Genomic DNA, 24,497 nt, shown 5'->3' on the forward strand with positions numbered 1-24,497 from the left:
GGACGGAAGGAACGAACCGATGCGTTCAGGTGTTATTGCACAAAAGCTGGGCATGACCCGCGTCTATAACGACGCTGGCGAACATGTACCGGTGACAGTACTCCGCATGGAGAACTGCCACGTAGTAGCTCAGCGTACTGAAGAAAAAAACGGCTATACGGCTGTTCAGCTTGGCGTAGGACTTGCCAAGGTGAAGAATACAACCAAAGCTCTGCGCGGACATTTCGCGAAAGCTGAGGTTGAGCCTAAGGCTAAAGTTGCGGAATTCCGCGTATCTCCTGACAACCTTTTGGATGTCGGCGCCGAAATCACGGCGGAACATTTTGTTGCGGGCCAGAAAGTGGACGTAACAGGAACCACGATCGGTAAAGGTTTTGCCGGTGTTATGAAGCGTCACAACTTCGGTGGTGGACGTGCGACACACGGTAACTCTGTTTCTCACCGCTCACACGGTTCTACCGGTCAGCGTCAAGATCCGGGTAAAGTGTTTAAGGGTAAGAAAATGGCTGGCCACATGGGTCAGACCCGCGTAACCACTCAGAATATCGAAGTCGTATCAACTGATACCGACCGCGGTCTTATTCTGGTTCGCGGTGCTGTTCCAGGTTCAAAAGGTGCATGGATCTTGGTTCGTGATGCTGTTAAAGTATCGCTGCCTGAAAATGCTCCTAAACCAGCTGCCCTGCGCTCAAGCGCGAATAATGCAGCGGTGGATGCCGTCGCGACTGAGGGAGCCGAATAATGGATCTCACGATTACAACTCTTGAAGGCAAGGATGCCGGCAAGGTCAAGCTGAACGAAGAAATCTTCGGTCTTGATCCGCGTGATGACATCCTGCAGCGTGTTGTACGCTGGCAGCTGGCTCGTCGCCAGCAGGGTGGCCACTCAACGCTTACACGCGGTGAGGTTGCCCGTACCGGTGCAAAAATGTACAAGCAGAAAGGTACCGGCCGTGCCCGTCACCATTCCGCTCGTGCTCCACAGTTCCGTGGTGGTGGTAAGGCGCATGGTCCGGTTGTTCGCAGCCATGACCACGAATTGCCGAAGAAAGTGCGTGCACTTGGTCTTCGTCATGCCCTTTCCGCTAAGTTGAAGACATCAGACCTGATTATCATCGACGATCTGGCTGCAAACGAAGCAAAAACCAAATTGCTGATTGCACAGTTTGCCAAGCTCGGCCTCGAAAATGCACTGCTCATCGGCGGCGCAGAGATTGATGTCAACTTCAAGCGCGCTGCTTCGAATATCCCGAACATCGACGTTTTGCCGGTGCAGGGGATCAATGTTTATGACATCCTTCGTCGTGGCAAGCTCGTGCTTTCCAAGGCGGCGGTCGAAGCTCTCGAGGAGCGTTTCAAATGACAGATCTTCGCCACTATGACGTCATCGTCAGCCCGGTGATTACTGAAAAATCAACTATGGTTTCCGAATATAACCAAGTTGTTTTCAACGTAGCGCGTAAAGCGACGAAGCCGGAAATCAAAGCTGCGGTTGAAGCGCTGTTTGGCGTGAAGGTAACCGCAGTTAACACCACTGTGCGTAAAGGCAAGGTCAAGCGGTTCCGCGGCATTGTTGGACGCCAGAGCGATGTCAAGAAAGCGATCGTAACTTTGGCTGAAGGCCAGAGCATCGACGTTTCGACTGGTCTCTGAGAGGCCGTGGAGTAAAGACAATGGCACTCAAGCACTTTAATCCGATCACGCCAGGTCAGCGCCAGCTGGTTATCGTTGATCGTTCAGAGCTCTACAAAGGCAAGCCGGTCAAAGCATTGACCGAAGGTTTGTCCAAGAAGGGCGGTCGTAACAACACAGGTCGTATCACTGTCCGTTTTCAGGGTGGTGGTCACAAGCGTACCTACCGTTTCGTTGACTTCAAGCGTCGTAAGCACGACATGTCAGCAACGGTTGAACGTTTGGAATACGATCCAAACCGTACCGCATTCATTGCGCTTATCCGCTATGAAGATGGTGAACTGAGCTACATCCTGGCTCCGCAGCGTTTGGCAGTCGGCGATAAAGTTATCGCCGGTCAGTCCGCTGACGTTAAGCCAGGTAACGCAATGCCTTTGGCATCCATGCCAGTTGGTACCATTATCCACAATGTGGAAATGAAGCCAGGCAAGGGCGGTCAGATTGCTCGTTCAGCCGGTACATATGCACAGCTCGTTGGTCGTGACCAGGGCATGGCAATTTTGCGTTTGAACTCGGGCGAACAGCGTCTGGTTCCAGGTGCATGTTTCGCAACTGTTGGCGCTGTATCCAATCCGGATCATGCCAATATCAACGACGGTAAAGCCGGTCGTTCGGTGTGGCGCGGTAAGCGTCCTGGCGTTCGCGGTGTTGCTATGAACCCGGTTGATCACCCACACGGTGGTGGTGAAGGCCGCACATCCGGTGGTCGTCATCCGGTTACCCCTTGGGGTAAGCCAACCAAAGGCAAGAAAACGCGTTCGAACAAGTCAACCGACAAGTTCATCATGCGTTCACGCCATCAGCGTAAGAAATAAGAGAGGTAGTCTAAAGTGGCTCGTTCAGTTTGGAAAGGACCGTTTATTGACGGCTATCTTCTCAAGAAGGCTGAGAAGGTACGCGATGGCGGTCGTAATGAAGTTATCAAGATCTGGAGCCGCCGCTCCACGATCCTGCCGCAGTTCGTAGGCCTGACCTTCGGTGTGTACAACGGAAATAAGCATATTCCGGTGTCAGTATCAGAAGAAATGGTTGGACATAAGTTCGGTGAATTCGCGCCTACACGTACCTATTACGGTCACGGTGCGGACAAAAAGGCAAAGAGGAAGTAACGATGGGCAAGGCCAAGGCTCCCCGCCAGCTTAAGGATAACGAGGCGCAAGCCGTCGCCCGTACGCTTCGCGTCAGCCCGCAGAAACTTAATCTTGTCGCGGCAATGATCCGCGGCAAGAAAGTCAATGCGGCACTTGCTGATCTGGAATTTTCCCGCAAGCGTATCGCCGGCACAGTCAAGAAAACTCTTCAGTCAGCGATTGCAAACGCAGAAAACAATCATGATCTCGATGTGGATGCATTGATTGTTTCTGAAGCATTTGTTGGCAAGTCGATTGTCATGAAGCGTTTTCACGTTCGCGGTCGCGGTCGTGCAAGCCGTATTGAGAAGCCGTTTTCGCATCTCACCATTATTGTCCGCGAAGTAGCGGAAAAAGTGGAGGCCGCATAATGGGTCAGAAGATTAATCCGATCGGTTTTCGTCTCGGCATCAACCGTACCTGGGATTCGCGTTGGTACGCGAATACCGGCGAATATGGTAAGCTGCTTCACGAAGATGTAAAAATTCGTGAATACCTGACGAAAGAACTGAAGCAGGCAGCGATTTCAAAAATCGTTATTGAGCGCCCTCACAAAAAGTGCCGTGTGACTATTCACTCAGCACGCCCGGGCATCATTATCGGTAAAAAAGGTGCAGACATCGAAAAGCTCCGCAAGAAGCTTTCCGAAATGACCAATTCCGATGCTTCGCTGAATATCGTCGAAGTTCGCAAGCCAGAAATTGATGCAACTTTGGTTGCTCAATCGATTGCTCAGCAGCTGGAACGCCGTGTGGCATTCCGTCGCGCCATGAAGCGTGCAGTTCAGTCTGCAATGCGTCTTGGAGCTGAAGGCATTCGTATCAATTGCTCGGGACGTTTGGGCGGTGCAGAAATTGCTCGTATGGAATGGTACCGTGAAGGTCGCGTTCCTTTGCACACTCTGCGCGCTGATATCGACTACGGTACGGCTGAAGCACAGACCGCTTATGGTATCTGTGGCGTGAAGGTTTGGGTATTCAAGGGCGAAATCCTTGAACATGACCCAATGGCTTCCGAACGTCGTGCGGTCGAGGGTGACAATCAAGGTTCCCAGTCGAACCGCCGCCGCGAAAACGCCTGATAATACGGGCCGCGAGCGAGAAAATTGGAGTAGAGAACAATGATGCAGCCTAAGCGCACCAAGTTCCGTAAACAGTTCAAGGGCCGTATCCACGGCGCCTCGAAAGGTGGTACGGATCTTAATTTCGGTGCTTTCGGCCTGAAGGCCGTAGAGCCGGAACGCGTCACCGCCCGTCAGATCGAAGCGGCTCGCCGTGCGATCACCAGACACATGAAACGTGCAGGCCGTGTATGGATCAGAATCTTCCCTGATCTGCCAGTAACCGGCAAACCAACCGAAGTCCGTATGGGTAAAGGTAAAGGTTCTGTTGACTATTGGGCTTGCCGTGTGGCACCAGGTCGCATAATGTTTGAGCTTGACGGCGTACCAGAAGATGTGGCACGCGAAGCACTCAGACTCGGCGCAGCTAAGTTGCCGATCAAGACACGCTTTATCCAGCGTATCGCAGAATAAGAGAGGCAACTATGAAAGCCGCAGATGTTCGGGCCAAAAGCCCTGACCAGTTGAAAGAAGAGCTCGGCAGCTTGAAGAAAGAGCAGTTTAACCTGCGCTTCCAGAAAGCTACCGGACAGCTTGAAAAAACCGCGCGTGTGAAGCAGGTTCGCCGCGACATCGCACGCATTAAGACTATCGCCCGCCAGAAGGCGGCCGAAAGCAAGGCATAAGGAAGTTATATAATGCCTAAACGCATTCTGCAGGGCGTTGTCGTCAGCGACAAGAACGACAAGACAGTAGTCGTACGGGTAGAGCGTCGCTTTGCGCACCCTCTGCTTCAGAAAATTATTCGTCAGTCGAAAAAATACAAAGCGCATGACGAAACAAACCAGTTCAAAACCGGTGATCTTGTTTCCATTCAGGAATCAAAGCCGATTTCGAAAGACAAACGCTGGGTCGTTATTTCAAACGGCGTAGCGGGCTAAATACAACACGCAGCTTAGGTAGGGCAGGAGCCCTTAACCAGCTGAGAGGAAAGAAGGCGGCCAGTCATGATTCAGATGCAAACAAACCTCGACGTGGCGGATAACTCCGGCGCACGCCGTGTCATGTGCATCAAGGTGCTGGGCGGTTCGAAGCGTAAATATGCTTCCGTGGGCGACATTATTGTAGTGTCGATCAAGGAAGCTATTCCGCGCGGCCGCGTCAAAAAGGGTGATGTGATGAAGGCAGTCGTAGTACGCACTGCCAAGGACATCCGTCGCGCTGACGGCAGTGTTATCCGTTTCGATAACAATGCTGCCGTTATCATCGATAACAAGAAAGAGCCTATCGGCACACGTATCTTCGGACCGGTTCCACGCGAACTTCGCGCTAAGAACCATATGAAGATCATCTCGCTGGCTCCGGAAGTTCTGTAAGGGAAGCACACGATGCAGAAGATTCGCAAAGGCGACAGCGTTGTCGTGCTTGCTGGTAAGGACAAAGGCCGTACCGGCGAAGTTATCAAAGTTATGCCTAAGGATGATCAGGCGATCGTCCGTGGTATCAATCTTGTGAAGCGCCATCAGCGTCAGACACAGACACAAGAAGCCGGAATTATCTCGAAAGAGGCTCCGATTCATTTGTCGAATCTGGCGGTTGCTGATCCTAAAGACGGTAAACCAACCCGCGTTGGTTTCCGCATTGAAGACGGCAAAAAAGTACGTGTCGCAAAACGTTCTGGAGCGCTGATCAATGGCTGAAGCTAAGGCACTTCCCCGCTTCAAGAAGCTTTATCAGGATGAAATCCGTAAAGCTTTGCTTGAAGAATTCAAGTACAGCAACGAAATGATGATTCCACGTCTTGATAAAGTGGTCATCAATATGGGTGTTGGTGAAGCAACTGCGGACTCTAAAAAGCCTGCACGCGCTGCTGAAGATCTTGCTCTTATCGCAGGTCAGAAGCCGGTCATCACCCGTGCACGTAATTCGATCGCAACCTTCAAATTGCGCGAAGAAATGCCGATCGGTACGAAGGTAACTCTTCGTGGCGAGCGTATGTTCGAATTCCTGGATCGTTTGGTTACGATTGCGCTCCCGCGCGTTCGCGACTTCCGCGGTCTGAATCCTAAGAGCTTTGATGGTCGTGGCAACTTCGCCATGGGTATTAAGGAACACATCGTGTTTCCAGAAATCAACTATGATAAAGTTGATCAGATCTGGGGCATGGACATCATCGTTTGCACGACTGCCCAGACGGATGATGAAGCGCGCTCATTGCTGCGTGCCTTCAACTTCCCGTTCCGCCAGTAACGACAAGCGTAGCGAGGTATAGAAAATGGCCAAGACTAGCGCAGTCGAAAAAAATAAGCGCCGCGAAAAGTTGGTTAAGCGTCATGCTGAAAAGCGTGCTCGTCTGAAGGCGATTGTAATGAATCAAAGCCTTCCGCTGGAAGAGCGCTTCCGCGCCACCATCCAGCTCGCCGAATTGCCGCGTAATTCATCCAAGGTCCGTATTCGCAATCGTTGCGAAATTTCAGGCCGTCCACGTGGTTACTACCGTAAGCTGAAAATGTCGCGTATTGCGTTGCGTCAGTTGGGTTCGCTTGGCCAGGTGCCAGGCGTGGTCAAGTCGAGCTGGTAAGGAGAAATAGATGTCTTTGTCAGATCCAATCGGCGATATGCTGACCCGCATCCGTAACGCAATCGGCCGTAAGAAGACCAAGGTTTCAACACCTGCGTCTAAACTGCGTGCACGTGTTCTGGATGTTCTTCAGGCTGAAGGTTATATCCGCGGATATACACAGAGCGAATTCGAAAACGGTAAAGCCGAGATCGAAATCGAACTGAAATATTACGAAGGTGCTCCGGTTATTCGCGAAATTACGCGCGTATCCAAGCCTGGCCGTCGCGTTTACGTGTCGGTTAAATCGATCCCGCAGGTCGCAAACGGACTTGGTATTTCGATCTTGTCAACACCTAAGGGTGTTATGGCTGATCACGAAGCCCGCGATCAAAACGTTGGTGGTGAGTTGCTCTGCCGCATCTTCTGATGCGACAGGCAATTTACATAGAAACGGACAGGTAGAAAAATGTCTCGTATCGGTAAGAAACCCGTGCCGGTTCCGGCGGGCGTAACCGCCACCGTCGATGGGCAAACCGTTAAAGCCAAAGGCGCAAAAGGCGAATTGTCTTATGTCGTCAACGAAGAAGTGCTTGTTGCTTTAGAAGATGGTGCAGTTTCTGTAACTCCACGCGATTCTTCAAAAGACGCACGTTCCAAGTGGGGCATGGCGCGTACAATGATCTCCAACATTTTTGTTGGTGTCACTGACGGCTTTGAAAAGAAGCTGGAAATCAACGGCGTTGGTTATCGTGCAGCAATGCAGGGTAAAAATGTTCAGCTTTCCCTCGGCTTCAGCCATGAAGTTGTTTACGAAGTGCCAGCAGGCATCACCGTTACAGTACCGAAACCTACAGAAATTGTAATTAACGGTATTGATAAGCAGGTGGTCGGTCAGGTCGCAGCAGAAATTCGCGAATATCGTCAACCTGAGCCTTACAAGGGCAAGGGCGTGAAATATGCTGGCGAAGTGATCGTCCGTAAAGAAGGCAAGAAGAAGTAAGGAGCGCGCGTCATGGCATCGCCAAAACAAACTACTCAGCGTCGCGCTGCACGCGTCCGTCGTCAGCTTAAGGCTGTTGCGAATGGTCGTTTGCGTCTTAGCGTACATCGCTCTTCGAAAAACATCTACGCACAGATCATCGATGATTCCCGTGGTGTAACAGTTGCTGCTGCATCCACACTTGAAGGTGATCTGAAGTCTTCATTGAAGACCGGTGCTGACCAGGCCGCAGCTGCTGCTGTTGGCAAACTGGTTGCCGAGCGTGCAGCTAAAGCCGGCGTCAAAGAAGTTGTCTTTGATCGTGGCGCTTTCATTTTCCACGGCCGTGTTAAGGCTTTGGCAGATGCAGCCCGCGAAGGCGGTCTGAGCTTCTAATTTTTGCTTCTGATTTATCAGAGGTAAAATATATGGTGTCGGGAAGGGAAGACTTGTAAGTTTTCCCTTTTCCGTTTATGCACCGCAGTGTTCAGGTGAGGGGAACTCATAGTTTCCGCTTAATTGCCTGTGCATTTACATTGTGCTTCCGGAAAAGAAAAAGGAAACAGGATATGGCACAGAGAGACCGTAATCGCGAAGACCGCGGTCGCGACGAACGCGACAGTGAATTCGTAGATAAGCTGGTACACATCAACCGTGTTGCCAAAGTTGTTAAAGGCGGCCGTCGTTTTGGTTTTGCTGCACTCGTCGTTGTTGGCGATCAGAAAGGCCGCGTTGGTTTTGGTCACGGTAAGGCTCGTGAAGTACCTGAAGCAATCCGCAAGGCAACAGAAGCTGCAAAGCGTGATATGATTTTCGTACCGCTTCGCTCAGGCCGTACACTTCATCATGATGTTGCTGGCCGTCACGGCGCAGGTAAAGTTCTGCTTCGCTCAGCTCCTGCCGGTAAAGGTATCATTGCCGGTGGTCCTATGCGTGCAGTTTTCGAAACGCTTGGTGTGCAGGACGTTGTTGCTAAGTCGCTCGGTTCATCGAACCCTTATAACATGGTGCGCGCAACCTTTGATGCTCTGAAACATCAGATGCATCCGAAGGATATTGCTGCGCAGCGCGGTATTAAGTATTCGACATTGCAAGCGCGTCGCGCTGATGTTGTTGGTTCCGAAGAGTAAGCTAGCAGCTTAAGCAAGCTTTAATTCGAGCTTGCCCATGATAAAGGATTTCAGTTATGGCTGAGAAGAAGGGTAAGACGGTTACGGTCGAACAGATCGGTAGCCCAATCCGTCGTCCTGCTGAGCAGCGTGCAACGCTTATCGGTCTGGGACTTAACAAAATGCGTCGTCGCTCAACACTTGAAGATACACCTTCAGTGCGCGGCATGATCCGTAGCGTCCAGCATCTCGTCCGCGTAGTGGACGAGGCTTAAGCCGCAGGGAGATATAGAGATGAAACTCAACGATCTGCGTGAAAAGCCAGGTGCAGTTAAAGCACGTAAGCGTGTAGGCCGTGGTATTGGTTCCGGAACCGGCAAGACCGGTGGTCGCGGTGTGAAGGGTCAGAAGTCCCGTTCAGGCGTAGCCATCAATGGTTTTGAAGGCGGCCAGATGCCAATTTACCGTCGCTTGCCTAAGCGCGGTTTCACCAATATTTTTGCTAAAGATTTCAACACTGTTTCCGTTGAACGCGTTCAGACTGCAATTGATGCAGGTAAACTGGATGCTTCAGCTGTAGTGACTGTAGAAGCTTTGGTTGCAGCCGGCGTGATTCGTCGTGCGAAAGATGGCGTACGTCTGCTTTCGAACGGCGAAATTACTGCTAAAGTAACTTTTGACGTTGCAGGTGCTTCAAAAGCTGCAATTGAAAAAGTTGAAAAAGCTGGCGGTAGCGTAAAGCTTCCTGAAGCAGCTCCTGCTGCTGAATAAGCAAATTAATAGCGGCGGCTTTCGAGCCGCCGCTTGCATATTTAAGCTTGTGCGCTTATCTGGCTTAGAACGCCTGCGCTTATCGTCTGTTTAGATTCGTGTTGTCGTTGTTCTGATGGTCGCAATACATGTTTTATCGGTACTCTTTTTGCTAACTCTGTATTGAATTCCGGTTTGTAGGGCGATATCAAAACTACTTGAACTCAAATCTTAACAGACCTAGAGGCGTCTTAACGGATCTAGAGGCGGGCCTGAGATTTCACCGGAGTATTTTTATGGCATCGGCTGCTGAACAGCTTGCATCCAACCTTAATTTTTCAGCTTTTTCCAAGGCAGAAGAACTCAAGAAGCGTATTTGGTTTACCCTAGGCGCATTGCTTGTTTATCGGTTTGGTACTTATATCCCGTTACCTGGTATTAATCCTGATGCATTGGCACAGGCATTCCAGCAACATGCACAAGGGGTCTTGGGCCTCTTCAACATGTTTGCCGGTGGTGCTGTGGGCCGTATGGCTATTTTTGCCCTCGGAATTATGCCTTATATTTCTGCGTCCATTATCGTGCAGCTGATGACCTCAGTTGTGCCTTCACTTGAAGCTTTGAAAAAAGACGGTGAAGCAGGGCGTAAAGTCATCAACCAATATACCCGCTATGGTACTGTGCTTCTGGCGCTTGTTCAGGCCTATGCAATTTCTGTCGGTCTGGAATCAGGCAGCGGAATCGTCACGGAACCGGGTATGTTCTTCCGTGTATCTTCTGTGATTACACTGGTTGGCGGTACCATGTTCCTGATGTGGCTTGGTGAGCAGATCACCGCACGCGGTATCGGTAACGGTATTTCTCTGATCATCTTCTCCGGTATTGTTGCCAACCTTCCAAGTGCCATTTCCGGTACACTTGAACTTGGCCGTACAGGTGCATTGTCGACCGGTCTGATTTTGGCCGTTATTATTCTGGCGATTGTTCTGATTGCTGTGATCGTATTCGTCGAGCGTGCTCAGCGTCGACTGTTGATCCAGTATCCGAAGCGTCAGGTGGGTAACCGCATGTTCCAGGGTGATACGTCACACCTGCCGCTTAAGCTGAACACTGCCGGTGTTATTCCGCCTATCTTTGCGTCTTCCTTATTATTGTTGCCTGCAACGGTTGCCGGCTTTGCAAATTCAGAAAATATGCCAGCTTGGGGTTCGGCTATTCTGAACGCGCTTGGCCACGGTCAGCCGCTTTATATGCTGCTTTACGCTGCACTGATCATTTTCTTCTGTTTCTTCTACACCGCCATTGTCTTCAATCCTAAGGACACTGCCGACCAGTTGAAAAAACATTCAGGCTTTATTCCGGGTATCCGTCCGGGTGAACGTACCGCAGAATATATCGACTATGTGCTGACTCGCATTACCGTCGTAGGTGCTATTTATATTACATTAGTATGTTTGCTTCCTGAGTTCCTTATTTCTGCAACCGGTGTACCGTTCTATTTGGGTGGAACGTCACTTCTGATTGTTGTCAGTGTCACGCTTGATACTGTTCAGCAGGTTCAGGGCCATCTGATTGCGCATCAGTATGAGGGACTCATCAAGAAGTCCAAACTAAGAGGCGGGAAACGTAACAGATGAGATTGATTTTTCTTGGACCACCAGGAGCCGGCAAGGGTACGCAGGCTTCATTGCTGACAGCACAATACGGGATCCCGCAATTGTCGACCGGTGATATGTTGCGCGCAGCTGTTGCGCAACAAACCGAAGTTGGCAAACGTGCTAAGGCTGTCATGGATGCAGGCCAGCTTGTTTCTGATGAAATTGTCAACGCGATTGTTTCAGATCGTATTGATGAAGCTGATTGCGCCAATGGGTTCATTCTGGATGGTTATCCGAGAACTGTGCCACAAGCTGTAGCACTCGCTGATATGTTGAGTGGTAAAGGTTTGAAGCTTGATGCTGTTATCGAGCTGAAGGTTGATGAATCCGCTTTGGTTAAGCGTATGGAAAATCGTGTGGCCGAAACTATCGCTAATGGCGGTCAGGTTCGCTCTGACGATAATCCGGAAGCTTTCCGTAAGCGTTTGGTTGAATATCGTGAGAAAACCGCACCATTGTCTGATCATTATGCATCAACAGGTGAGTTGAAGACGGTAGACGGTATGGCGGAAGTTGATACCGTGACGAAAGAAATCGCCAAGATCCTGGCTTCGGCGTAGACTGAAAGCCTGTTTCTTGCGACTGACGGTGTCGGCAAAAGTTACTTAATGGTTGACTTTTGCCGACGATTCCGTCAATGACAGCCCCACTTCGATTATCTTAGTGGTCGATGTTGGTTTTTTGCGTACAAGAGGCGCTTGATCAGATATCGGACATGAAAACTGTCTGGATTAGGGCAATCGAATATTAACGTCCGGACAGGACATTAACACTTCTCAAGGAGAAAACGCGTGGCACGTATCGCTGGCGTCAACATCCCTACGAATAAACGCGTAATCATTGCGCTTCAGTATATTCACGGGATTGGACCAAAATTTGCACAGCAGATTGTGACGAAAGTCGGAATCGCTGCTGAACGTCGCGTCAACCAGTTGACCGACGCTGAAGTGCTTCAGATTCGTGAAGCAATCGATGCTGACTATCAGGTTGAAGGTGACCTGCGTCGTGAAACATCGATGAACATTAAACGTCTGATGGATCTGGGCTGCTACCGCGGTCTGCGTCATCGTCGTTCATTGCCGGTACGCGGTCAGCGCACCCATACCAACGCACGTACCCGTAAGGGGCCTGCCAAGGCAATTGCCGGTAAGAAGAAATAATCCGTAGCGCTTGAATAAAGCGCTGCGTGCTTATCTTAAGCATATATAATTTGATGCTAGTCCTGTGTCCGAGTATTCGGGACTGGTGGAGCCGCTGGAATTACGGCGGTGTAGAGATCAATTGGAAGGACTGACATGGCCAAGGATGCCGCTCGCGTTCGTCGTAGAGAACGCAAGAATATTTCGACCGGTGTTGCACACGTTAATTCAACGTTCAACAACACACTGATCACAATCACTGATGCGCAGGGCAATGCTATTGCCTGGTCGTCAGCTGGTGCTCAAGGTTTCAAGGGCTCACGTAAATCGACCCCGTTTGCTGCACAGATCGCTGCTGAAGATTGCGCCAAAAAGGCACAGGAACATGGCATGCGAACCCTCGAAGTTGAGGTTTGCGGTCCGGGTTCAGGTCGTGAATCAGCACTGCGTGCCCTGCAGGCTGCTGGTTTCGTGATCACATCGATTCGTGACGTGACACCGATCCCGCACAATGGTTGCCGTCCTCGCAAGAAGCGCCGCGTATAATTTCTGTTCACTGCCGCATGGGGATTAAGGCGTTAAAGTCTGTTTTCTCTGCGGCTTCTTCGCTTGATCGCTACGATTGGATGGTAGCGACAGTTGTATGAAGGAAAATAAAATGATTCAGAAAAATTGGCAGGAACTAATCAAACCTAACAAGGTTGAGTTTCTCACCAGTGGTTCGCATACGCATGCAACAGTGGTTGCCGAGCCTTTAGAGCGCGGCTACGGTCTGACACTTGGTAACGCTCTTCGTCGGGTGCTCTTGTCATCCTTACGCGGTGCTGCTGTTACTGCAGTTCAGATTGATGGCGTTCTGCATGAATTCTCGTCAATTCCGGGTGTTCGTGAAGATGTTACCGACATCGTTTTGAATATCAAAGAAATCGCCATCCGTATGGAAGGTGAGGGTCCTAAGCGCATGGTTGTGCGTAAAGAAGGCCCGGGCGTTGTAACCGCCGGCGATATTCAGACTGTTGGCGACGTTGAAATCCTTAATCCGGATCACGTCATCTGCACCCTCGACGAGGGCGCTGAGATTCGTATGGAATTCACCGTCAATACCGGTAAGGGTTATGTCCCTGCCGACAGAAACCGTGCTGAAGATGCTCCGATTGGCTTGATTCCAGTCGACAGCCTCTATTCACCGGTGCGTAAAGTCTCTTACAAGGTTGAGAACACCCGTGAAGGTCAGGTTCTTGACTACGATAAGCTGACGCTCAACATTGAGACAAATGGTGCGGTTAGTGGTGAAGATGCTGTTGCTTATGCAGCCCGTATTCTTCAGGACCAGCTGGCAATCTTTGTCAACTTTGAAGAGCCGCAAAAGGAAGCCCCGCAGGAGCAGGAAGCAGAACTGGCCTTTAACCCAGCACTGCTTAAGAAAGTTGACGAACTGGAGCTTTCAGTGCGTTCAGCTAACTGCCTCAAGAACGATAACATCGTTTATATCGGCGACCTCATTCAGAAAACGGAAGCCGAAATGCTGCGGACTCCGAATTTCGGCCGCAAATCGTTGAACGAAATCAAAGAAGTTCTTGCGTCAATGGGACTCCATCTTGGTATGGAAATTCCAACATGGCCGCCTGAGAATATCGAAGATCTCGCAAAACGCTACGAAGACCAATATTGAGCCGGCACTGATCGGTTGAAAAAGATTAAAGGAGAAGGCCATGCGCCACGGTAATGCACAGCGTAAGCTGAACCGCACCGCCTCGCATCGCAAAGCAATGTTCGCTAATATGGCAGCATCGCTTATTGAGCATGAACAGATCGTAACGACCCTTCCTAAAGCTAAGGAAATTCGTCCGATCGTAGAAAAGCTTGTTACACTCGGCAAGCGTGGCGACCTGCATGCACGTCGTCAGGCAATTTCTGCAATCCAGAACGTCGAACTGGTTGGCAAGCTGTTTGATACAATTGCAACCCGCTACGCAACCCGTAACGGCGGTTACATCCGCATCATGAAAGCGGGCTATCGCTTTGGTGATAATGCGCCTATGGCTGTTGTTGAGTTTGTTGAGCGCGATGTAAACGCAAAGGGCGCAAAAGATCTCGCCCGCGTTGAAGCTGAACAGGCTAACGAAGCTGATGCAGCATAATTTTCAGTCACATGACTGGATTTAAGATCAAGGAGCTTTCGGGCTCCTTTTTCTTTGCTTAAAGGTTTTTATCAGTCTGATAAGAGCTTTTTGGTGAGCTATTATATGGCGCTAAGATTTAAATCCGCTTTGATGGTTTAATCAGTGACAGTTTCGACTACATTATGCCATGAATCAAAGATTATAATCTGCGCTTTATAGTGGATGGAGTATCGTATGAGAGCTTGGCGATCGATGGTTTTTGGCGCACTGATGGGCTTTAGCGCTTTATCAATAACGGGCGTAGCGGTGGCGCAAGATAGTGTCACACGGGCAGTTCCGGACAACCGCGCACAAGTTCAGGCATCTTTTGCGCCTTTGGTAAAACAAACAGCGCCTGCGGTCGTCAATATTTATGCGGCGCGTCAAGTTCAGCAGCGCCGTTCACCTTTCGCCGGTGATCCATTTTTCGAACAGTTTTTCGGTCGTCAATTTGGTCAAAGTTTTGGGCAGGGCAGGCCACGGGTCGAACAATCATTGGGCTCAGGTGTCATTGTGGATGCCTCCGGTATTGTGATTACCAATAATCACGTTATTGAAGATGCCGACGAGATCAAAGTGGCGATGTCCGACGGGCGTGAATATGAAAGCCGTATTTTGCTCCGCGATAAAACCTCCGATCTGGCCGTGCTTAAAATTGAAGGCAAAGATCCGTTTCCCGTCGTAGCGCTTGGTGATTCCGATGCGGTCGAAGTGGGTGATCTGGTCTTGGCAATCGGTAATCCGTTTGGTGTCGGGCAGACTGTCACCAGTGGTATTGTGTCCGCGCAATCACGCACACAAGTGGGAATTTCCGATTTCGACTTTTTCATTCAGACCGATGCCGCAATCAATCCGGGCAATTCGGGTGGTGGTCTGATAGATATGAATGGCCGATTGATTGGCATCAATACGGCGATTTTCTCACGATCCGGCGGTTCGATCGGTATTGGCTTTGCAATTCCATCCAATATGGTGAAAGCGGTTGTGGATGCCGCAGCTGCCGGTAATTCCAGTTTTGTGCGTCCGTTTATCGGTGCCACCTTCCAGACCATCACTCGTGATGTGGCTGATAGTCTTGGAATGGAGCAGCCATATGGCGCTTTGATAGCAGCGCTTGTCAAAGATGGCCCTGGAGAAAAGGCCGGTTTGAAGATCGGTGACGTTATTTTGCGGGTGCAGGGTGTGCGCGCGGATAATCCCGATGTGCTAGGCTATCGCCTTTCAACGGCAGGTATTGGCAATGTCGTGGAACTGGATGTGCTGCGCGATGGCAAACAGCAGAAAATCTCGGTGAAACTTGCAAAAGAACCGGAAGTTAAAGATGTAGCACCACAATTGATTGAAGGTGATAATCCGATTTCAGGTGCTTCGGTTGTAGAATTGAATGCTTCTGCCAATAAACGGTTGCGTCTGCCGCAAAATACGACAGGTGTAGGTGTTTCGGAGGTTTATCAAGGGTCACCGGCACATCGTTTGGGACTTCGTCCATCCGATATTATTCGTGGTATCAACGGTACCCCGATCCGTAATATACAAGACCTGCAATCAGCCCTAAGCGGTGGTCGTGGTTTGATGTGGCGGCTTGAATTTGAGCGCAATGGTGCTTTGATCCGGCAATTTGTGCGATAACCGGTTTTAACCGGTAATTTGTGAGACAAGAATGAGCGATCTTTTTTCTGCATCCCCTGACCCAATGGCCGACCGCAATCGGCCATTGGCCGACCGGATGCGCCCCCGTACATTGGCGGAAGTGTCGGGACAAGAACATTTGACCGGTGAAGACGGAGTGCTAAGCCGCATGATTGCGTCAGGCACTTTGGGTTCAATGATTTTTTGGGGGCCGCCAGGAACAGGGAAAACGACGGTTGCTCGTTTGCTTGCCGGAGAAACTGATCTCGCATTTGAACAGATTTCGGCAATTTTCTCCGGTGTGGCTGATCTGAAGCGTGTTTTTGAAATGGCGCGCTCCAGACGCATGTCCGGTCGGCAAACCTTGTTGTTTGTTGACGAGATTCATCGCTTCAATCGTGCGCAGCAGGATAGTTTTCTGCCCGTGATGGAAGATGGCACGGTTATTTTGATTGGTGCAACAACGGAAAACCCGTCATTTGAACTCAATGCGGCGCTATTGTCGCGCGCGCGGGTTTTGACTTTCAAACCGCATGATGAGACGAGCATTTCCGTGCTGTTGAAGCGTGCGGAAGCGCAGGAAGAACGCGAATTGCCACTGGATGAGAATGCACGGCAAAGCCTCATCCGCATGGCGGATGGTGATGGTCGCGCAGCTTTAACCTTGGCCGAAGAGGTTTGGCGTGCTGCCAAGCCGAATGAAACCTTTGATGCTGAAACTTTGCAAGAGATTGTGCAGCGTCGTGCCCCTGTTTATGATAAAGGACAGGACGGTCATTATAATCTGATTTCTGCCTTGCATAAATCCGTGCGTGGTTCTGATCCCGATGCAGCACTATATTATCTTTGCCGTATGTTTGATGCAGGTGAAGACCCGCTATATATTGGCCGTCGATTGGTACGCATGGCGGTAGAAGATATCGGCTTGGCTGATCCGCAAGCTTTGGCCATTTGTAATGCTGCCAAGGATGCTTATGATTATTTGGGCTCGCCGGAAGGAGAGCTGGCACTTGCTCAGGCTTGTGTTTATCTTGCAACAGCACCGAAATCCAATGCGGTTTATGTAGCTTATAAAGCAGCATTGGCAACTGCCAAAGCCAATGGCTCGCTCTTGCCGCCAAAGCATATTCTCAATGCACCGACCAAACTGATGAAGGGCGAAGGCTATGGTGATGGTTATGCTTATGACCATGATCAGCCGGACGCTTTTTCCGGACAAGATTATTTTCCTGAGAAATTAGGCCGCCAAAATTTCTATCAGCCGGTGGAGCGCGGCTTTGAACGTGAATTACGCAAGCGTCTGGATTATTGGCAGCGTTTGCGTCAGGAACGATCCGGCCGGAAATAGCTTAGCTATAAAGACGCGGCAAAACCTTGAATTTTGAGCAAATATTTACCACGTCCTGGATTTGTATAGCTAAAAACAGGCTGGGCAACAGCCTGTTAATATTTACGCTTCATTCATGATCTTTCACGATGCCTCTTTTTGAACGCATTCCGGACATTGTCAGTCTTTCAATTTGCTGCATATCAAAGATTGATTATCAGGAATGCCGGTCGAAACAGGTGAATGAAGCGGGCATGTAGGAAAGGTTGAATGATGCGCATTTTGTGTCTCGTAGCGCTTCTGATACTGGCTGGATGTGCTAGTGCGCCAAAACAGGTGAATAATGCCTGTGCTATTTTTGATCAACGCGATGGTTGGATCAATAATTGGCATGGTGCAGCACAAAAAACCTCGCGTGAGTTTGGGGTTCCCATCCCGGTCTTGATGGCAACAATCTATACGGAATCAAGTTTCCGACCATATGCGCGTCCGCCAAGAACGAAGCTGCTTGGATTTATTCCGTGGAAGCGCCAGTCCACTGCTTATGGATTTTCACAAGCTTTAAATGGTACTTGGGATCGTTATCGTCGTGAAACTGGTCGCAGCGGTGCTTCGCGCAGTAATTTTAATGACGCGATCCATTTCATCGGCTGGTATCATTATCAAAGCTATAAAACCAACGGTATCGCCCGTAATGATGCCTATAATCTTTATCTGGCATATCATTCCGGTCATGGCGGTTATTCGCGTGGCGTGTGGCGTAAGAGTGCGGTCGCGAAAAACGGTGCGAAGCGTACGGCCGATATGGCGAAGCGTTATCAAGTACAGCTTAGAAGTTGTGGGCGGTTGAGTTAAACAATCCAAAAACTTTGACTAAGAAACAAGCAGGGTTTGAAAATTGGCACTATGCGTATAAAGTGCATGTTCGTGCCGTATTCAGGATTATTATACGCTCAGAATCGCTCATTTAGGGATAATCTTTTATGTTGAAGAAACTGACCATTGCTGCCCTTGCGGCTACTTTCCTTTCCGCCTGTACTACTGATCCTTATACAGGGCAGGAAAAGGTTTCCAACACAGCCGGTGGGGCTGCAATCGGTGCAGCTGTTGGTGCATTGGGCGGCTTGATGGTTGGTGGCTCCAGCCGTGCCCAGCGTAATGCGGTGCTGATTGGTGCCGGTATTGGTGCGCTTGGTGGCGGTGCGATCGGTAATTATATGGATCGTCAGGAATCAGAATTGCGCGCTCAGTTGCAGGGTACCGGTGTTTCCGTCACCCGTAATGGCGATCAGATTATTCTGAATATGCCTTCAAGCATTACTTTCGATACCGATCAGGATGCTGTTAAGGGGCAGTTCTACCCAACCTTGAACTCCGTTGCGATTGTCCTGCGCAAGTTCAACCAGACCTTGGTTGATATTCTCGGTTTTACCGACTCAACCGGTAGCGCTAGTTATAACCAACAGCTTTCACAGCGTCGTGCAGCTTCGGTCGCAACTTATCTCGGTAGTCAGGGTATTGATCCACGCCGCTTTGCCGTGATCGGTTACGGTGCTTCGCAACCGGTTGCTTCCAACGCAACGCCGGAAGGTCGCGCGCAGAACCGTCGCGTTGAAATCCAGATTTCTCCGTTGAAATCCGGTATGTAAGCCAAGTATATCAATCTGAACTTATTCAGATTGTGTGAAATGTGTTAAAGCGTGGTACCTCAAAGGGATGCCACGCTTTTTTATAGATTTAACGAATCATATTTCATGAAAATCAGCTTCTCATTTGCAACATAATTTCAGTACCCAATTTGTTGAAATGATGTTTTTAAGCGAACGTTTATAGAACAAATTTTAAAAGTATTGTGTTATCAATGAGTTGTTGATATTGCAATTTTGGAACAAAACAGATACAAAGAATTAGAAACTCTCTTAATAGTGGGCTACAAGCAGCACAAGAGGATGTTATAAATGTCTCAGAATTCATTGCGACTCGTTGAGGAAAAATCAGTGGACAAGACAAAAGCTCTGGATGCAGCGCTATCCCAGATCGAACGTCAGTTCGGTAAAGGCTCGATCATGCGACTTGGTCAAAGCGATCAGGTTGTGGAAATTGAAACAGTTCCGACTGGTTCGCTGTCGCTTGATATTGCGCTCGGCGTCGGCGGTCTGCCAAAAGGGCGTATCGTTGAAATTTACGGACCTGAAAGCTCCGGTAAAACAACGTTGGCTCTGCACACAATTGCAGAAGCTCAGAAAAAAGGTGGCGTGTGCGCATTTGTCGATGCGGAACATGCACTTGATCCGATCTACGCCCGCAAGCTTGGCGTTGATCTGGAAAACCTGTTGATCTCGCAGCCGGATACCGGTGAGCAAGCGCTGGAAATTACTGATACATTGGTGCGTTCCGGAGCGATTGATGTGTTGGTGATTGACTCTGTAGCTGCTTTGACACCGCGTGCGGAAATTGAAGGCGATATGGGGGATTCATTGCCGGGTTTGCAGGCGCGTTTGATGAGTCAGGCTCTGCGCAAGCTCACTGCTTCGATTTCCCGCTCTAATTGTATGGTTATATTCATCAACCAGATTCGTATGAAGATTGGTGTGATGTTCGGTTCTCCTGAAACAACAACCGGTGGTAATGCGCTGAAATTCTACGCATCCGTCCGCCTTGATATCCGCCGTATCGGTGCAATCAAGGATCGTGATGAAGTCGTTGGCAACCAAACTCGCGTGAAAGTGGTCAAGAACAAGCTTGCACCTCCGTTCAAGCAGGTTGAATTCGATATCATGTATGGTGCCGGTGTTTCCAAGGTTGGCGAATTGGTCGATCTGGGTGTGAAAGCCGGTATTGTTGAAAAGGCGGGTGCATGGTTTTCCTATAATTCACAGCGTTTGGGTCAGGGACGTGAAAACGCCAAGACCTATTTGCGTGAGAATCCGGAAGTCGCAAATGAGATTGAACTGGCATTGCGTCAGAACGCCGGTCTGATCGCCGAAAAATTCCTTGAAGGTGGCGGGCCCGATGATGAAAGTCCGGAAGTCGCTGAAAGTTAAAGCATGTCTCCCAAAAGTGGGTACCGGTTTTGGGATAAAGACATGCGTAAAAACAAAACGCTAGAGCGAGCACGGTGGATACGATTAAGTGCGACACGCTCTAGGTTTTTCACATATCCGTTCAGGGTTGTGAAAATACAAAATCCCCTGTCATCCTTTGATGGCGGGGGATTTTTCTGTCTTGGCAGATGGTGTGTTGAGAATGTCAGCGATGTGCCATTTATCTGGTCTGATTGATGAATGTGTGAAAATGCCACAAGCAGCCAAAGCAAGGCTTTCCGAGCGCGAGTTGATCTGGACAGCGCCGTCAGACCTCGCTAAAAGCACTTAACCTTAGGCTGTTTTATCCATTTGGTTTGGCTGTGCATGAGTGTTTTTCATATGCACAAATCATTTGAGCTGAAGATGCATCTTGAAGACAGTAAAGCAATTTATGCAATACTTGTTGGAATATGCTGAATATAAGCACCAATGGGTGTTTAAAGTTCATCAGAATTTCAGTGGTCGGTATTTTTTACCTGATTGAAATAGCCTATATAATTTCTAACGTGAGACATTGATAATTGTCTCGGATGTATTTGACGCAACATGAGCATAATGCCGGTTATCGCGTCTGAATTGAGGGTGAAAAACCCGAAGGTGGAGCATGAGTGGCGTCAACGAGATAAGATCTACATTTCTCGATTATTTCCGCAAAAACGGTCATGAAGTTGTACCGTCCAGTCCGTTGGTTCCGCGTAATGATCCAACCTTGATGTTTACCAATGCGGGTATGGTGCAGTTTAAAAATGTGTTTACCGGTCTGGAAACACGTCCTTACAGCCGCGCGACCACCTCGCAGAAATGCGTTCGCGCCGGCGGCAAGCATAATGATTTGGACAATGTCGGTTACACTGCGCGACACCACACATTTTTTGAAATGTTGGGCAATTTTTCGTTTGGTGATTATTTCAAAGAAGAAGCAATTACTCATGCTTGGAACCTGATCACCAAAGAATTTGGTCTGAAAAAAGACAAGCTGCTGGTCACTGTTTATCATACCGATGATGATGCTGCCAATTACTGGAAGAAAATTGCTGGTCTCAGCGATGATCGTATCATCCGCATTGCAACAAATGACAATTTCTGGGCGATGGGTGACACCGGTCCTTGTGGCCCGTGTTCTGAAATTTTCTATGATCACGGCGATCATATCTGGGGTGGCCCTCCGGGATCGGCTGATGAAGACGGTGACCGGTTCATCGAGATCTGGAACCTTGTTTTCATGCAGTTTGAACAAGTGACCAAAGAAGAGCGTGTTGATCTGCCACGCCCATCGATTGATACGGGTATGGGTCTGGAGCGTATCGCTGCAATTTTGCAGGGTGTTCATGACAATTATGATATTGATATCTTCAAAGCACTGATCCGTGCATCGGAAGAAGTAACGGGTGTGAAGGCAGAAGGCGGGCAGCGCGCAAGTCACCGTGTGATTGCCGATCATCTGCGCTCAGCCAGTTTCTTGATTGCCGATGGCGTATTGCCTTCCAATGAAGGCCGAGGTTATGTACTGCGGCGAATCATGCGTCGCGCTATGCGTCATGCACAGCTGCTTGGTGCGCGTGATCCTTTAATGTATCGCTTGCTGCCGACATTGGTGCGCGAGATGGGGCAGGCCTATCCGGAACTGGTACGTGCAGAAGCATTGATTTCTGAAACACTCAAATTGGAAGAAACCCGTTTCCGCAAAACGCTGGAACGCGGCCTTGGTTTGCTCAGTGATGCAACCGAAAATATGAGCGAAGGCCAGAGCCTTGATGGCGAAACCGCATTCAAGCTCTATGACACTTATGGTTTCCCGCTTGACCTGACACAGGATGCTCTGCGTCAGCGTGGTATCAGTGTTGATACGGACGGGTTTAGCGCTGCGATGGAGCGCCAGAAGGCGGAAGCACGTGCCAACTGGTCCGGTTCAGGTGATGCTGCAACCGAGAAAGTCTGGTTTCAGGTTCGTGATAAAGTCGGCGCAACTGAATTCCTTGGCTATGACACCGAGAAAGCCGAAGGTGTCGTCACCGCACTGGTGCGTGAAGGTGAGGTGATTGATAAAGCAAGTACCGACGAGAATGTTTCCATCATCGTCAATCAGACCCCGTTTTATGCGGAATCCGGTGGTCAGCAAGGTGATGCGGGCTTCATTTATGGTGACGGTTTTGTCATCGAAGTAACCGATACGGTGAAAAAAGCTGACGGTGTTTTCGTTCATCAGGCCATTATCCGTGAAGGCAAATTGCAAACCGGTGATGCGGTTGAACTCGTGGTTGACCATGAGCGTCGCTCACGTATGCGCTCCAACCATTCGGCAACGCATTTGCTGCATGAAGCATTACGTGAAACGCTTGGCACTCATGTGGCGCAGAAAGGTTCGCTTGTCGCGCCGGAACGATTGCGTTTTGACTTCTCGCATCCGAAACCGATCAGTGATGATGAATTGCGCGAGATTGAAAATATTGCCAATGAAATTATCTTGCAAAATGCGCCGGTTAATACCCGTTTGATGGCAGTTGATGACGCTATCGAAGCAGGTGCCATGGCGCTTTTCGGTGAAAAATACGGGGATGAAGTGCGTGTGGTTTCGATGGGAACTGCCACCAAAGGTGATAAAGCTGGCAAAACTTACTCGCTTGAACTTTGCGGCGGTACACATGTTCACCAGACCGGTGATATCGGCTTGGTACGCATTGTTGCAGAAAGTGCGGTTGCAGCTGGTGTTCGTCGCATGGAAGCGCTGACCGGTGAGGCTGCCCGCCTTTATCTTGAAGAGCAGGATGACCGTATCAAAGCGATTGCTTCTGCATTGAAAACCACACCTTCTGAAGCGCTTGAACGTGTCAACAATTTGATTGACGAGCGTCGCAAGCTTGAAAAAGAACTGACCGAGGCGCGCAAAAAACTGGCACTTATCGGTGACAGTGCAGATGGTGCTGCGACACATGAAGTTGTTAATGGCGTTAATTTCATGGGCAAGATTGTGAGCGGCGTTGCCCCGCGTGATCTGAAGCCATTAGCCGATGATGGCAAAAAGCAGCTTGGCTCCGGTATTGTGCTTTTCATTGGTATTGATGAAAGCAACAAGGCAAGTGCCGTTGTGGGTGTGACTGAGGATTTGGTATCGCGCTTCAGTGCGGTCGATCTGGTGCGTGTGGCATCAGCAGCCCTTGGTGGTGCTGGTGGTGGCGGTCGCCCTGATATGGCGCAGGCTGGTGGGCCGGATGGTTCGCAGGCCACGAATGCCATTGCGGCTGTTAAAGGTGCACTTGCTTCAATCTAAAAGTAGACAATATTAAAAAGGCCGGAATTTCCGGCCTTTTTAATGAATGATTTTAAAGATTATTTTTTAACCGGTACCGGCCCCGTTATAATCGGATCAATTGCACTAACGACCAGAGATTGGTGCAGGATCGGGTTTACAACAGCTGGCGGTTTTGTTTGTGTTAATGGCGGCAGTGTTTGTTGTGCTGTTGGAGCATCAATAAAATCAGGAATTGGCTTGGCGGTTTCGGCAGAACCTGCACTTAAACTTATCAGACTTAAAAGCGTAAAGGCTAAAGCTCTGATAAAGCATTTTTTCAGGAAAATCTGCACGTTTTAACCTTCTGCTCTTGAAGTGCGTAAATTTATAGAGCCTGTGTTTTTGCAAGCACGGCTTCGGCATGGCCTGCCACTTTGACCTTATTCCATATCCGGGCAATTTTACCTTCACGGTCGATCAGGAAAGTGGTGCGTTCAACACCCATATATTTACGACCATACATGCTTTTCTCTACCCAGACACCATAGGCTTCCAAGGCAGTTCGTTCTTCATCTGCCACTAGAAGAGTGGTGAGGTTATGTTTGATGCGAAATTTTTGGTGCTTTGCCACGGTGTCGGGTGAAATACCGACAATGACCGTATCAGCCTTTTCAAACTCTACCTTCAATTCACTAAAGGCAATCGATTCTTTGGTGCAGCCGCTTGTGTCATCTTTGGGATAAAAAAACAAAACAACTTTTTGTCCGCGTAGCGAAGATAAGGTCAGATTGCCGTTTAAATCCTCCGGTAGGGTAAAATCCGGTGCAATATCACCAATTTGGGGCTGTGCCATATTAATGCCTTTCAAGTGTCGGATTCGCAGTTCATTCAGAGGCTTTTAAAAATCATGCCATTATTGACCGCAAGAGTGCAAGGCGTGGCTTGGTTGCTTTTGATTGTTTCCGGCAGCACTCTGTTAATTATA

At 49.5% G+C, this 24,497-nt stretch carries 35 protein-coding genes; 33 read left to right on the plus strand and 2 right to left on the minus strand.

Annotated elements, in window-relative coordinates:
- Window positions 1-19 precede the first annotated feature (19 nt).
- The 33 genes from rplC to alaS all read left to right on the plus strand — a co-directional run bounded on the left by rplC (window position 20) and on the right by alaS (window position 23,551).
- The gene (rplC, locus tag JNC77_RS06620; protein ID WP_374830720.1) at window positions 20-742 is read left to right on the plus strand and encodes a 50S ribosomal protein L3; all 723 of its coding nucleotides are present in this window, start codon (window positions 20-22) and stop codon (window positions 740-742) included.
- Entirely contained in the window at window positions 742-1,362 is a 621-nt protein-coding gene (gene rplD / locus JNC77_RS06625; RefSeq protein ID WP_374830722.1) for a 50S ribosomal protein L4, read from the plus strand. The genes rplC and rplD overlap by 1 nt, the downstream gene beginning before the upstream one ends.
- Window positions 1,359-1,652 carry a 50S ribosomal protein L23 gene (locus JNC77_RS06630; protein WP_184218700.1) on the plus strand — a complete coding sequence of 98 codons (294 nt, stop codon included), beginning with the start codon at window positions 1,359-1,361 and terminating at the stop codon, window positions 1,650-1,652. The genes rplD and JNC77_RS06630 overlap by 4 nt, the downstream gene beginning before the upstream one ends.
- Before the next feature lie 20 nt (window positions 1,653-1,672).
- Complete coding sequence (gene rplB / locus JNC77_RS06635; RefSeq protein ID WP_184218697.1) at window positions 1,673-2,506, plus strand: 50S ribosomal protein L2; 834 nt, start codon at window positions 1,673-1,675, stop codon at window positions 2,504-2,506.
- A 15-nt stretch (window positions 2,507-2,521) separates the two neighbouring features.
- Window positions 2,522-2,800 carry a 30S ribosomal protein S19 gene (gene rpsS / locus JNC77_RS06640; RefSeq protein ID WP_184218694.1) on the plus strand — a complete coding sequence of 93 codons (279 nt, stop codon included), beginning with the start codon at window positions 2,522-2,524 and terminating at the stop codon, window positions 2,798-2,800.
- Between the two features lie 2 nt (window positions 2,801-2,802).
- On the plus strand, window positions 2,803-3,192 hold the full coding sequence (gene rplV, locus JNC77_RS06645; RefSeq protein ID WP_184218691.1) for a 50S ribosomal protein L22: 390 nt from the start codon (window positions 2,803-2,805) through the stop codon (window positions 3,190-3,192).
- The gene (gene rpsC / locus JNC77_RS06650; protein WP_184218688.1) at window positions 3,192-3,902 is read left to right on the plus strand and encodes a 30S ribosomal protein S3; all 711 of its coding nucleotides are present in this window, start codon (window positions 3,192-3,194) and stop codon (window positions 3,900-3,902) included. The genes rplV and rpsC overlap by 1 nt, the downstream gene beginning before the upstream one ends.
- Before the next feature lie 39 nt (window positions 3,903-3,941).
- Window positions 3,942-4,355 (plus strand): 50S ribosomal protein L16, encoded by a 414-nt coding sequence (rplP, locus tag JNC77_RS06655; protein WP_374830724.1) that lies wholly within the window; start codon window positions 3,942-3,944, stop codon window positions 4,353-4,355.
- A gap of 11 nt (window positions 4,356-4,366) precedes the next feature.
- A complete protein-coding gene (rpmC, locus tag JNC77_RS06660; RefSeq protein ID WP_184218682.1) occupies window positions 4,367-4,567 on the plus strand; it encodes a 50S ribosomal protein L29 in 201 nt (66 codons plus the stop codon).
- Window positions 4,568-4,579: 12 nt separating this feature from the next.
- A complete protein-coding gene (gene rpsQ, locus JNC77_RS06665; RefSeq protein ID WP_184218679.1) occupies window positions 4,580-4,822 on the plus strand; it encodes a 30S ribosomal protein S17 in 243 nt (80 codons plus the stop codon).
- Window positions 4,823-4,888: 66 nt separating this feature from the next.
- Entirely contained in the window at window positions 4,889-5,257 is a 369-nt protein-coding gene (gene rplN / locus JNC77_RS06670) for a 50S ribosomal protein L14 (RefSeq protein ID WP_184218677.1), read from the plus strand.
- Window positions 5,258-5,269: 12 nt separating this feature from the next.
- Complete coding sequence (gene rplX / locus JNC77_RS06675) at window positions 5,270-5,581, plus strand: 50S ribosomal protein L24 (protein ID WP_374830726.1); 312 nt, start codon at window positions 5,270-5,272, stop codon at window positions 5,579-5,581.
- On the plus strand, window positions 5,574-6,131 hold the full coding sequence (gene rplE, locus JNC77_RS06680; RefSeq protein WP_374830728.1) for a 50S ribosomal protein L5: 558 nt from the start codon (window positions 5,574-5,576) through the stop codon (window positions 6,129-6,131). Before rplX ends, rplE begins: the two co-directional genes overlap by 8 nt.
- A gap of 25 nt (window positions 6,132-6,156) precedes the next feature.
- On the plus strand, window positions 6,157-6,462 hold the full coding sequence (gene rpsN, locus JNC77_RS06685; protein WP_374830730.1) for a 30S ribosomal protein S14: 306 nt from the start codon (window positions 6,157-6,159) through the stop codon (window positions 6,460-6,462).
- Window positions 6,463-6,472: 10 nt separating this feature from the next.
- The gene (rpsH, locus tag JNC77_RS06690; RefSeq protein WP_184218669.1) at window positions 6,473-6,871 is read left to right on the plus strand and encodes a 30S ribosomal protein S8; all 399 of its coding nucleotides are present in this window, start codon (window positions 6,473-6,475) and stop codon (window positions 6,869-6,871) included.
- A 39-nt stretch (window positions 6,872-6,910) separates the two neighbouring features.
- Window positions 6,911-7,444 carry a 50S ribosomal protein L6 gene (gene rplF, locus JNC77_RS06695; RefSeq protein WP_374830732.1) on the plus strand — a complete coding sequence of 178 codons (534 nt, stop codon included), beginning with the start codon at window positions 6,911-6,913 and terminating at the stop codon, window positions 7,442-7,444.
- 12 nt (window positions 7,445-7,456) lie between these two features.
- Entirely contained in the window at window positions 7,457-7,819 is a 363-nt protein-coding gene (rplR, locus tag JNC77_RS06700) for a 50S ribosomal protein L18 (RefSeq protein ID WP_374830734.1), read from the plus strand.
- Window positions 7,820-7,992: 173 nt separating this feature from the next.
- Window positions 7,993-8,553 (plus strand): 30S ribosomal protein S5, encoded by a 561-nt coding sequence (rpsE, locus tag JNC77_RS06705; RefSeq protein ID WP_374830736.1) that lies wholly within the window; start codon window positions 7,993-7,995, stop codon window positions 8,551-8,553.
- Between the two features lie 56 nt (window positions 8,554-8,609).
- Window positions 8,610-8,807 carry a 50S ribosomal protein L30 gene (gene rpmD / locus JNC77_RS06710; protein ID WP_184218657.1) on the plus strand — a complete coding sequence of 66 codons (198 nt, stop codon included), beginning with the start codon at window positions 8,610-8,612 and terminating at the stop codon, window positions 8,805-8,807.
- A gap of 19 nt (window positions 8,808-8,826) precedes the next feature.
- On the plus strand, window positions 8,827-9,303 hold the full coding sequence (rplO, locus tag JNC77_RS06715) for a 50S ribosomal protein L15 (RefSeq protein WP_374830738.1): 477 nt from the start codon (window positions 8,827-8,829) through the stop codon (window positions 9,301-9,303).
- Window positions 9,304-9,578: 275 nt separating this feature from the next.
- Window positions 9,579-10,919, plus strand: a complete 1,341-nt coding sequence (secY, locus tag JNC77_RS06720) for a preprotein translocase subunit SecY (protein WP_374830740.1) — start codon at window positions 9,579-9,581, stop codon at window positions 10,917-10,919.
- On the plus strand, window positions 10,916-11,500 hold the full coding sequence (locus JNC77_RS06725) for an adenylate kinase (RefSeq protein ID WP_374830742.1): 585 nt from the start codon (window positions 10,916-10,918) through the stop codon (window positions 11,498-11,500). Before secY ends, JNC77_RS06725 begins: the two co-directional genes overlap by 4 nt.
- 231 nt (window positions 11,501-11,731) lie before the next feature.
- Window positions 11,732-12,100: a 30S ribosomal protein S13 gene (rpsM, locus tag JNC77_RS06730; RefSeq protein WP_374830744.1), complete on the plus strand. Its 369-nt coding sequence runs from the start codon at window positions 11,732-11,734 to the stop codon at window positions 12,098-12,100.
- A 135-nt stretch (window positions 12,101-12,235) separates the two neighbouring features.
- Entirely contained in the window at window positions 12,236-12,625 is a 390-nt protein-coding gene (rpsK, locus tag JNC77_RS06735; protein WP_374830746.1) for a 30S ribosomal protein S11, read from the plus strand.
- A gap of 112 nt (window positions 12,626-12,737) precedes the next feature.
- On the plus strand, window positions 12,738-13,751 hold the full coding sequence (locus JNC77_RS06740) for a DNA-directed RNA polymerase subunit alpha (protein ID WP_184218640.1): 1,014 nt from the start codon (window positions 12,738-12,740) through the stop codon (window positions 13,749-13,751).
- Window positions 13,752-13,791: 40 nt separating this feature from the next.
- Window positions 13,792-14,220 (plus strand): 50S ribosomal protein L17, encoded by a 429-nt coding sequence (gene rplQ, locus JNC77_RS06745; RefSeq protein WP_374830748.1) that lies wholly within the window; start codon window positions 13,792-13,794, stop codon window positions 14,218-14,220.
- Window positions 14,221-14,436: 216 nt separating this feature from the next.
- Window positions 14,437-15,870, plus strand: coding sequence for a DegQ family serine endoprotease (locus JNC77_RS06750; RefSeq protein ID WP_374830750.1), 1,434 nt, complete (start codon window positions 14,437-14,439; stop codon window positions 15,868-15,870).
- Window positions 15,871-15,901: 31 nt separating this feature from the next.
- Window positions 15,902-17,218, plus strand: a complete 1,317-nt coding sequence (locus tag JNC77_RS06755) for a replication-associated recombination protein A (RefSeq protein WP_374830752.1) — start codon at window positions 15,902-15,904, stop codon at window positions 17,216-17,218.
- A 249-nt stretch (window positions 17,219-17,467) separates the two neighbouring features.
- Window positions 17,468-18,052, plus strand: a complete 585-nt coding sequence (locus JNC77_RS06760) for a transglycosylase SLT domain-containing protein (protein ID WP_374830754.1) — start codon at window positions 17,468-17,470, stop codon at window positions 18,050-18,052.
- 128 nt (window positions 18,053-18,180) lie between these two features.
- A complete protein-coding gene (locus tag JNC77_RS06765) occupies window positions 18,181-18,846 on the plus strand; it encodes a YiaD family glycine zipper/OmpA-like lipoprotein (RefSeq protein WP_374830756.1) in 666 nt (221 codons plus the stop codon).
- A gap of 309 nt (window positions 18,847-19,155) precedes the next feature.
- Entirely contained in the window at window positions 19,156-20,241 is a 1,086-nt protein-coding gene (gene recA, locus JNC77_RS06770) for a recombinase RecA (protein ID WP_374830758.1), read from the plus strand.
- 202 nt (window positions 20,242-20,443) lie between these two features.
- The gene (locus JNC77_RS06775) at window positions 20,444-20,572 is read left to right on the plus strand and encodes a hypothetical protein (RefSeq protein WP_374830760.1); all 129 of its coding nucleotides are present in this window, start codon (window positions 20,444-20,446) and stop codon (window positions 20,570-20,572) included.
- A 315-nt stretch (window positions 20,573-20,887) separates the two neighbouring features.
- Window positions 20,888-23,551, plus strand: a complete 2,664-nt coding sequence (alaS, locus tag JNC77_RS06780) for an alanine--tRNA ligase (protein WP_374830762.1) — start codon at window positions 20,888-20,890, stop codon at window positions 23,549-23,551.
- A 59-nt stretch (window positions 23,552-23,610) separates the two neighbouring features.
- Here alaS and JNC77_RS06785 read toward each other — a convergent pair whose 3' ends face one another.
- Both JNC77_RS06785 and JNC77_RS06790 read right to left on the minus strand, forming a co-directional pair.
- Window positions 23,611-23,865 carry a hypothetical protein gene (locus JNC77_RS06785; protein ID WP_374830764.1) on the minus strand — a complete coding sequence of 85 codons (255 nt, stop codon included), beginning with the start codon at window positions 23,863-23,865 and terminating at the stop codon, window positions 23,611-23,613.
- Window positions 23,866-23,897: 32 nt separating this feature from the next.
- Window positions 23,898-24,365, minus strand: a complete 468-nt coding sequence (locus JNC77_RS06790; protein WP_374830766.1) for a peroxiredoxin — start codon at window positions 24,363-24,365, stop codon at window positions 23,898-23,900.
- Between the last annotated feature and the right edge of the window lie 132 nt (window positions 24,366-24,497).

Origin of the sequence: Paenochrobactrum pullorum (assembly GCF_041929845.1) — a bacterium.
Lineage (GTDB): Bacteria > Pseudomonadota > Alphaproteobacteria > Rhizobiales > Rhizobiaceae > Paenochrobactrum > Paenochrobactrum pullorum.

Coding starts and splice junctions, on each gene's coding strand:
- rplC (WP_374830720.1), top strand. CDS start 20: ATGCGTTCAGGTGTTATTGCACAAAAGCTGGGCATGACCCGCGTCTAT.
- rplD (WP_374830722.1), top strand. CDS start 742: ATGGATCTCACGATTACAACTCTTGAAGGCAAGGATGCCGGCAAGGTC.
- JNC77_RS06630 (WP_184218700.1), top strand. CDS start 1,359: ATGACAGATCTTCGCCACTATGACGTCATCGTCAGCCCGGTGATTACT.
- rplB (WP_184218697.1), top strand. CDS start 1,673: ATGGCACTCAAGCACTTTAATCCGATCACGCCAGGTCAGCGCCAGCTG.
- rplV (WP_184218691.1), top strand. CDS start 2,803: ATGGGCAAGGCCAAGGCTCCCCGCCAGCTTAAGGATAACGAGGCGCAA.
- rpsC (WP_184218688.1), top strand. CDS start 3,192: ATGGGTCAGAAGATTAATCCGATCGGTTTTCGTCTCGGCATCAACCGT.
- rplP (WP_374830724.1), top strand. CDS start 3,942: ATGATGCAGCCTAAGCGCACCAAGTTCCGTAAACAGTTCAAGGGCCGT.
- rpmC (WP_184218682.1), top strand. CDS start 4,367: ATGAAAGCCGCAGATGTTCGGGCCAAAAGCCCTGACCAGTTGAAAGAA.
- rpsQ (WP_184218679.1), top strand. CDS start 4,580: ATGCCTAAACGCATTCTGCAGGGCGTTGTCGTCAGCGACAAGAACGAC.
- rplN (WP_184218677.1), top strand. CDS start 4,889: ATGATTCAGATGCAAACAAACCTCGACGTGGCGGATAACTCCGGCGCA.
- rplX (WP_374830726.1), top strand. CDS start 5,270: ATGCAGAAGATTCGCAAAGGCGACAGCGTTGTCGTGCTTGCTGGTAAG.
- rplE (WP_374830728.1), top strand. CDS start 5,574: ATGGCTGAAGCTAAGGCACTTCCCCGCTTCAAGAAGCTTTATCAGGAT.
- rpsN (WP_374830730.1), top strand. CDS start 6,157: ATGGCCAAGACTAGCGCAGTCGAAAAAAATAAGCGCCGCGAAAAGTTG.
- rpsH (WP_184218669.1), top strand. CDS start 6,473: ATGTCTTTGTCAGATCCAATCGGCGATATGCTGACCCGCATCCGTAAC.
- rplF (WP_374830732.1), top strand. CDS start 6,911: ATGTCTCGTATCGGTAAGAAACCCGTGCCGGTTCCGGCGGGCGTAACC.
- rplR (WP_374830734.1), top strand. CDS start 7,457: ATGGCATCGCCAAAACAAACTACTCAGCGTCGCGCTGCACGCGTCCGT.
- rpsE (WP_374830736.1), top strand. CDS start 7,993: ATGGCACAGAGAGACCGTAATCGCGAAGACCGCGGTCGCGACGAACGC.
- rpmD (WP_184218657.1), top strand. CDS start 8,610: ATGGCTGAGAAGAAGGGTAAGACGGTTACGGTCGAACAGATCGGTAGC.
- rplO (WP_374830738.1), top strand. CDS start 8,827: ATGAAACTCAACGATCTGCGTGAAAAGCCAGGTGCAGTTAAAGCACGT.
- secY (WP_374830740.1), top strand. CDS start 9,579: ATGGCATCGGCTGCTGAACAGCTTGCATCCAACCTTAATTTTTCAGCT.
- JNC77_RS06725 (WP_374830742.1), top strand. CDS start 10,916: ATGAGATTGATTTTTCTTGGACCACCAGGAGCCGGCAAGGGTACGCAG.
- rpsK (WP_374830746.1), top strand. CDS start 12,236: ATGGCCAAGGATGCCGCTCGCGTTCGTCGTAGAGAACGCAAGAATATT.
- JNC77_RS06740 (WP_184218640.1), top strand. CDS start 12,738: ATGATTCAGAAAAATTGGCAGGAACTAATCAAACCTAACAAGGTTGAG.
- rplQ (WP_374830748.1), top strand. CDS start 13,792: ATGCGCCACGGTAATGCACAGCGTAAGCTGAACCGCACCGCCTCGCAT.
- JNC77_RS06750 (WP_374830750.1), top strand. CDS start 14,437: ATGAGAGCTTGGCGATCGATGGTTTTTGGCGCACTGATGGGCTTTAGC.
- JNC77_RS06755 (WP_374830752.1), top strand. CDS start 15,902: ATGAGCGATCTTTTTTCTGCATCCCCTGACCCAATGGCCGACCGCAAT.
- JNC77_RS06760 (WP_374830754.1), top strand. CDS start 17,468: ATGATGCGCATTTTGTGTCTCGTAGCGCTTCTGATACTGGCTGGATGT.
- JNC77_RS06765 (WP_374830756.1), top strand. CDS start 18,181: ATGTTGAAGAAACTGACCATTGCTGCCCTTGCGGCTACTTTCCTTTCC.
- recA (WP_374830758.1), top strand. CDS start 19,156: ATGTCTCAGAATTCATTGCGACTCGTTGAGGAAAAATCAGTGGACAAG.
- JNC77_RS06775 (WP_374830760.1), top strand. CDS start 20,444: ATGTCAGCGATGTGCCATTTATCTGGTCTGATTGATGAATGTGTGAAA.
- alaS (WP_374830762.1), top strand. CDS start 20,888: ATGAGTGGCGTCAACGAGATAAGATCTACATTTCTCGATTATTTCCGC.
- JNC77_RS06790 (WP_374830766.1), bottom strand. CDS start 24,365: ATGGCACAGCCCCAAATTGGTGATATTGCACCGGATTTTACCCTACCG.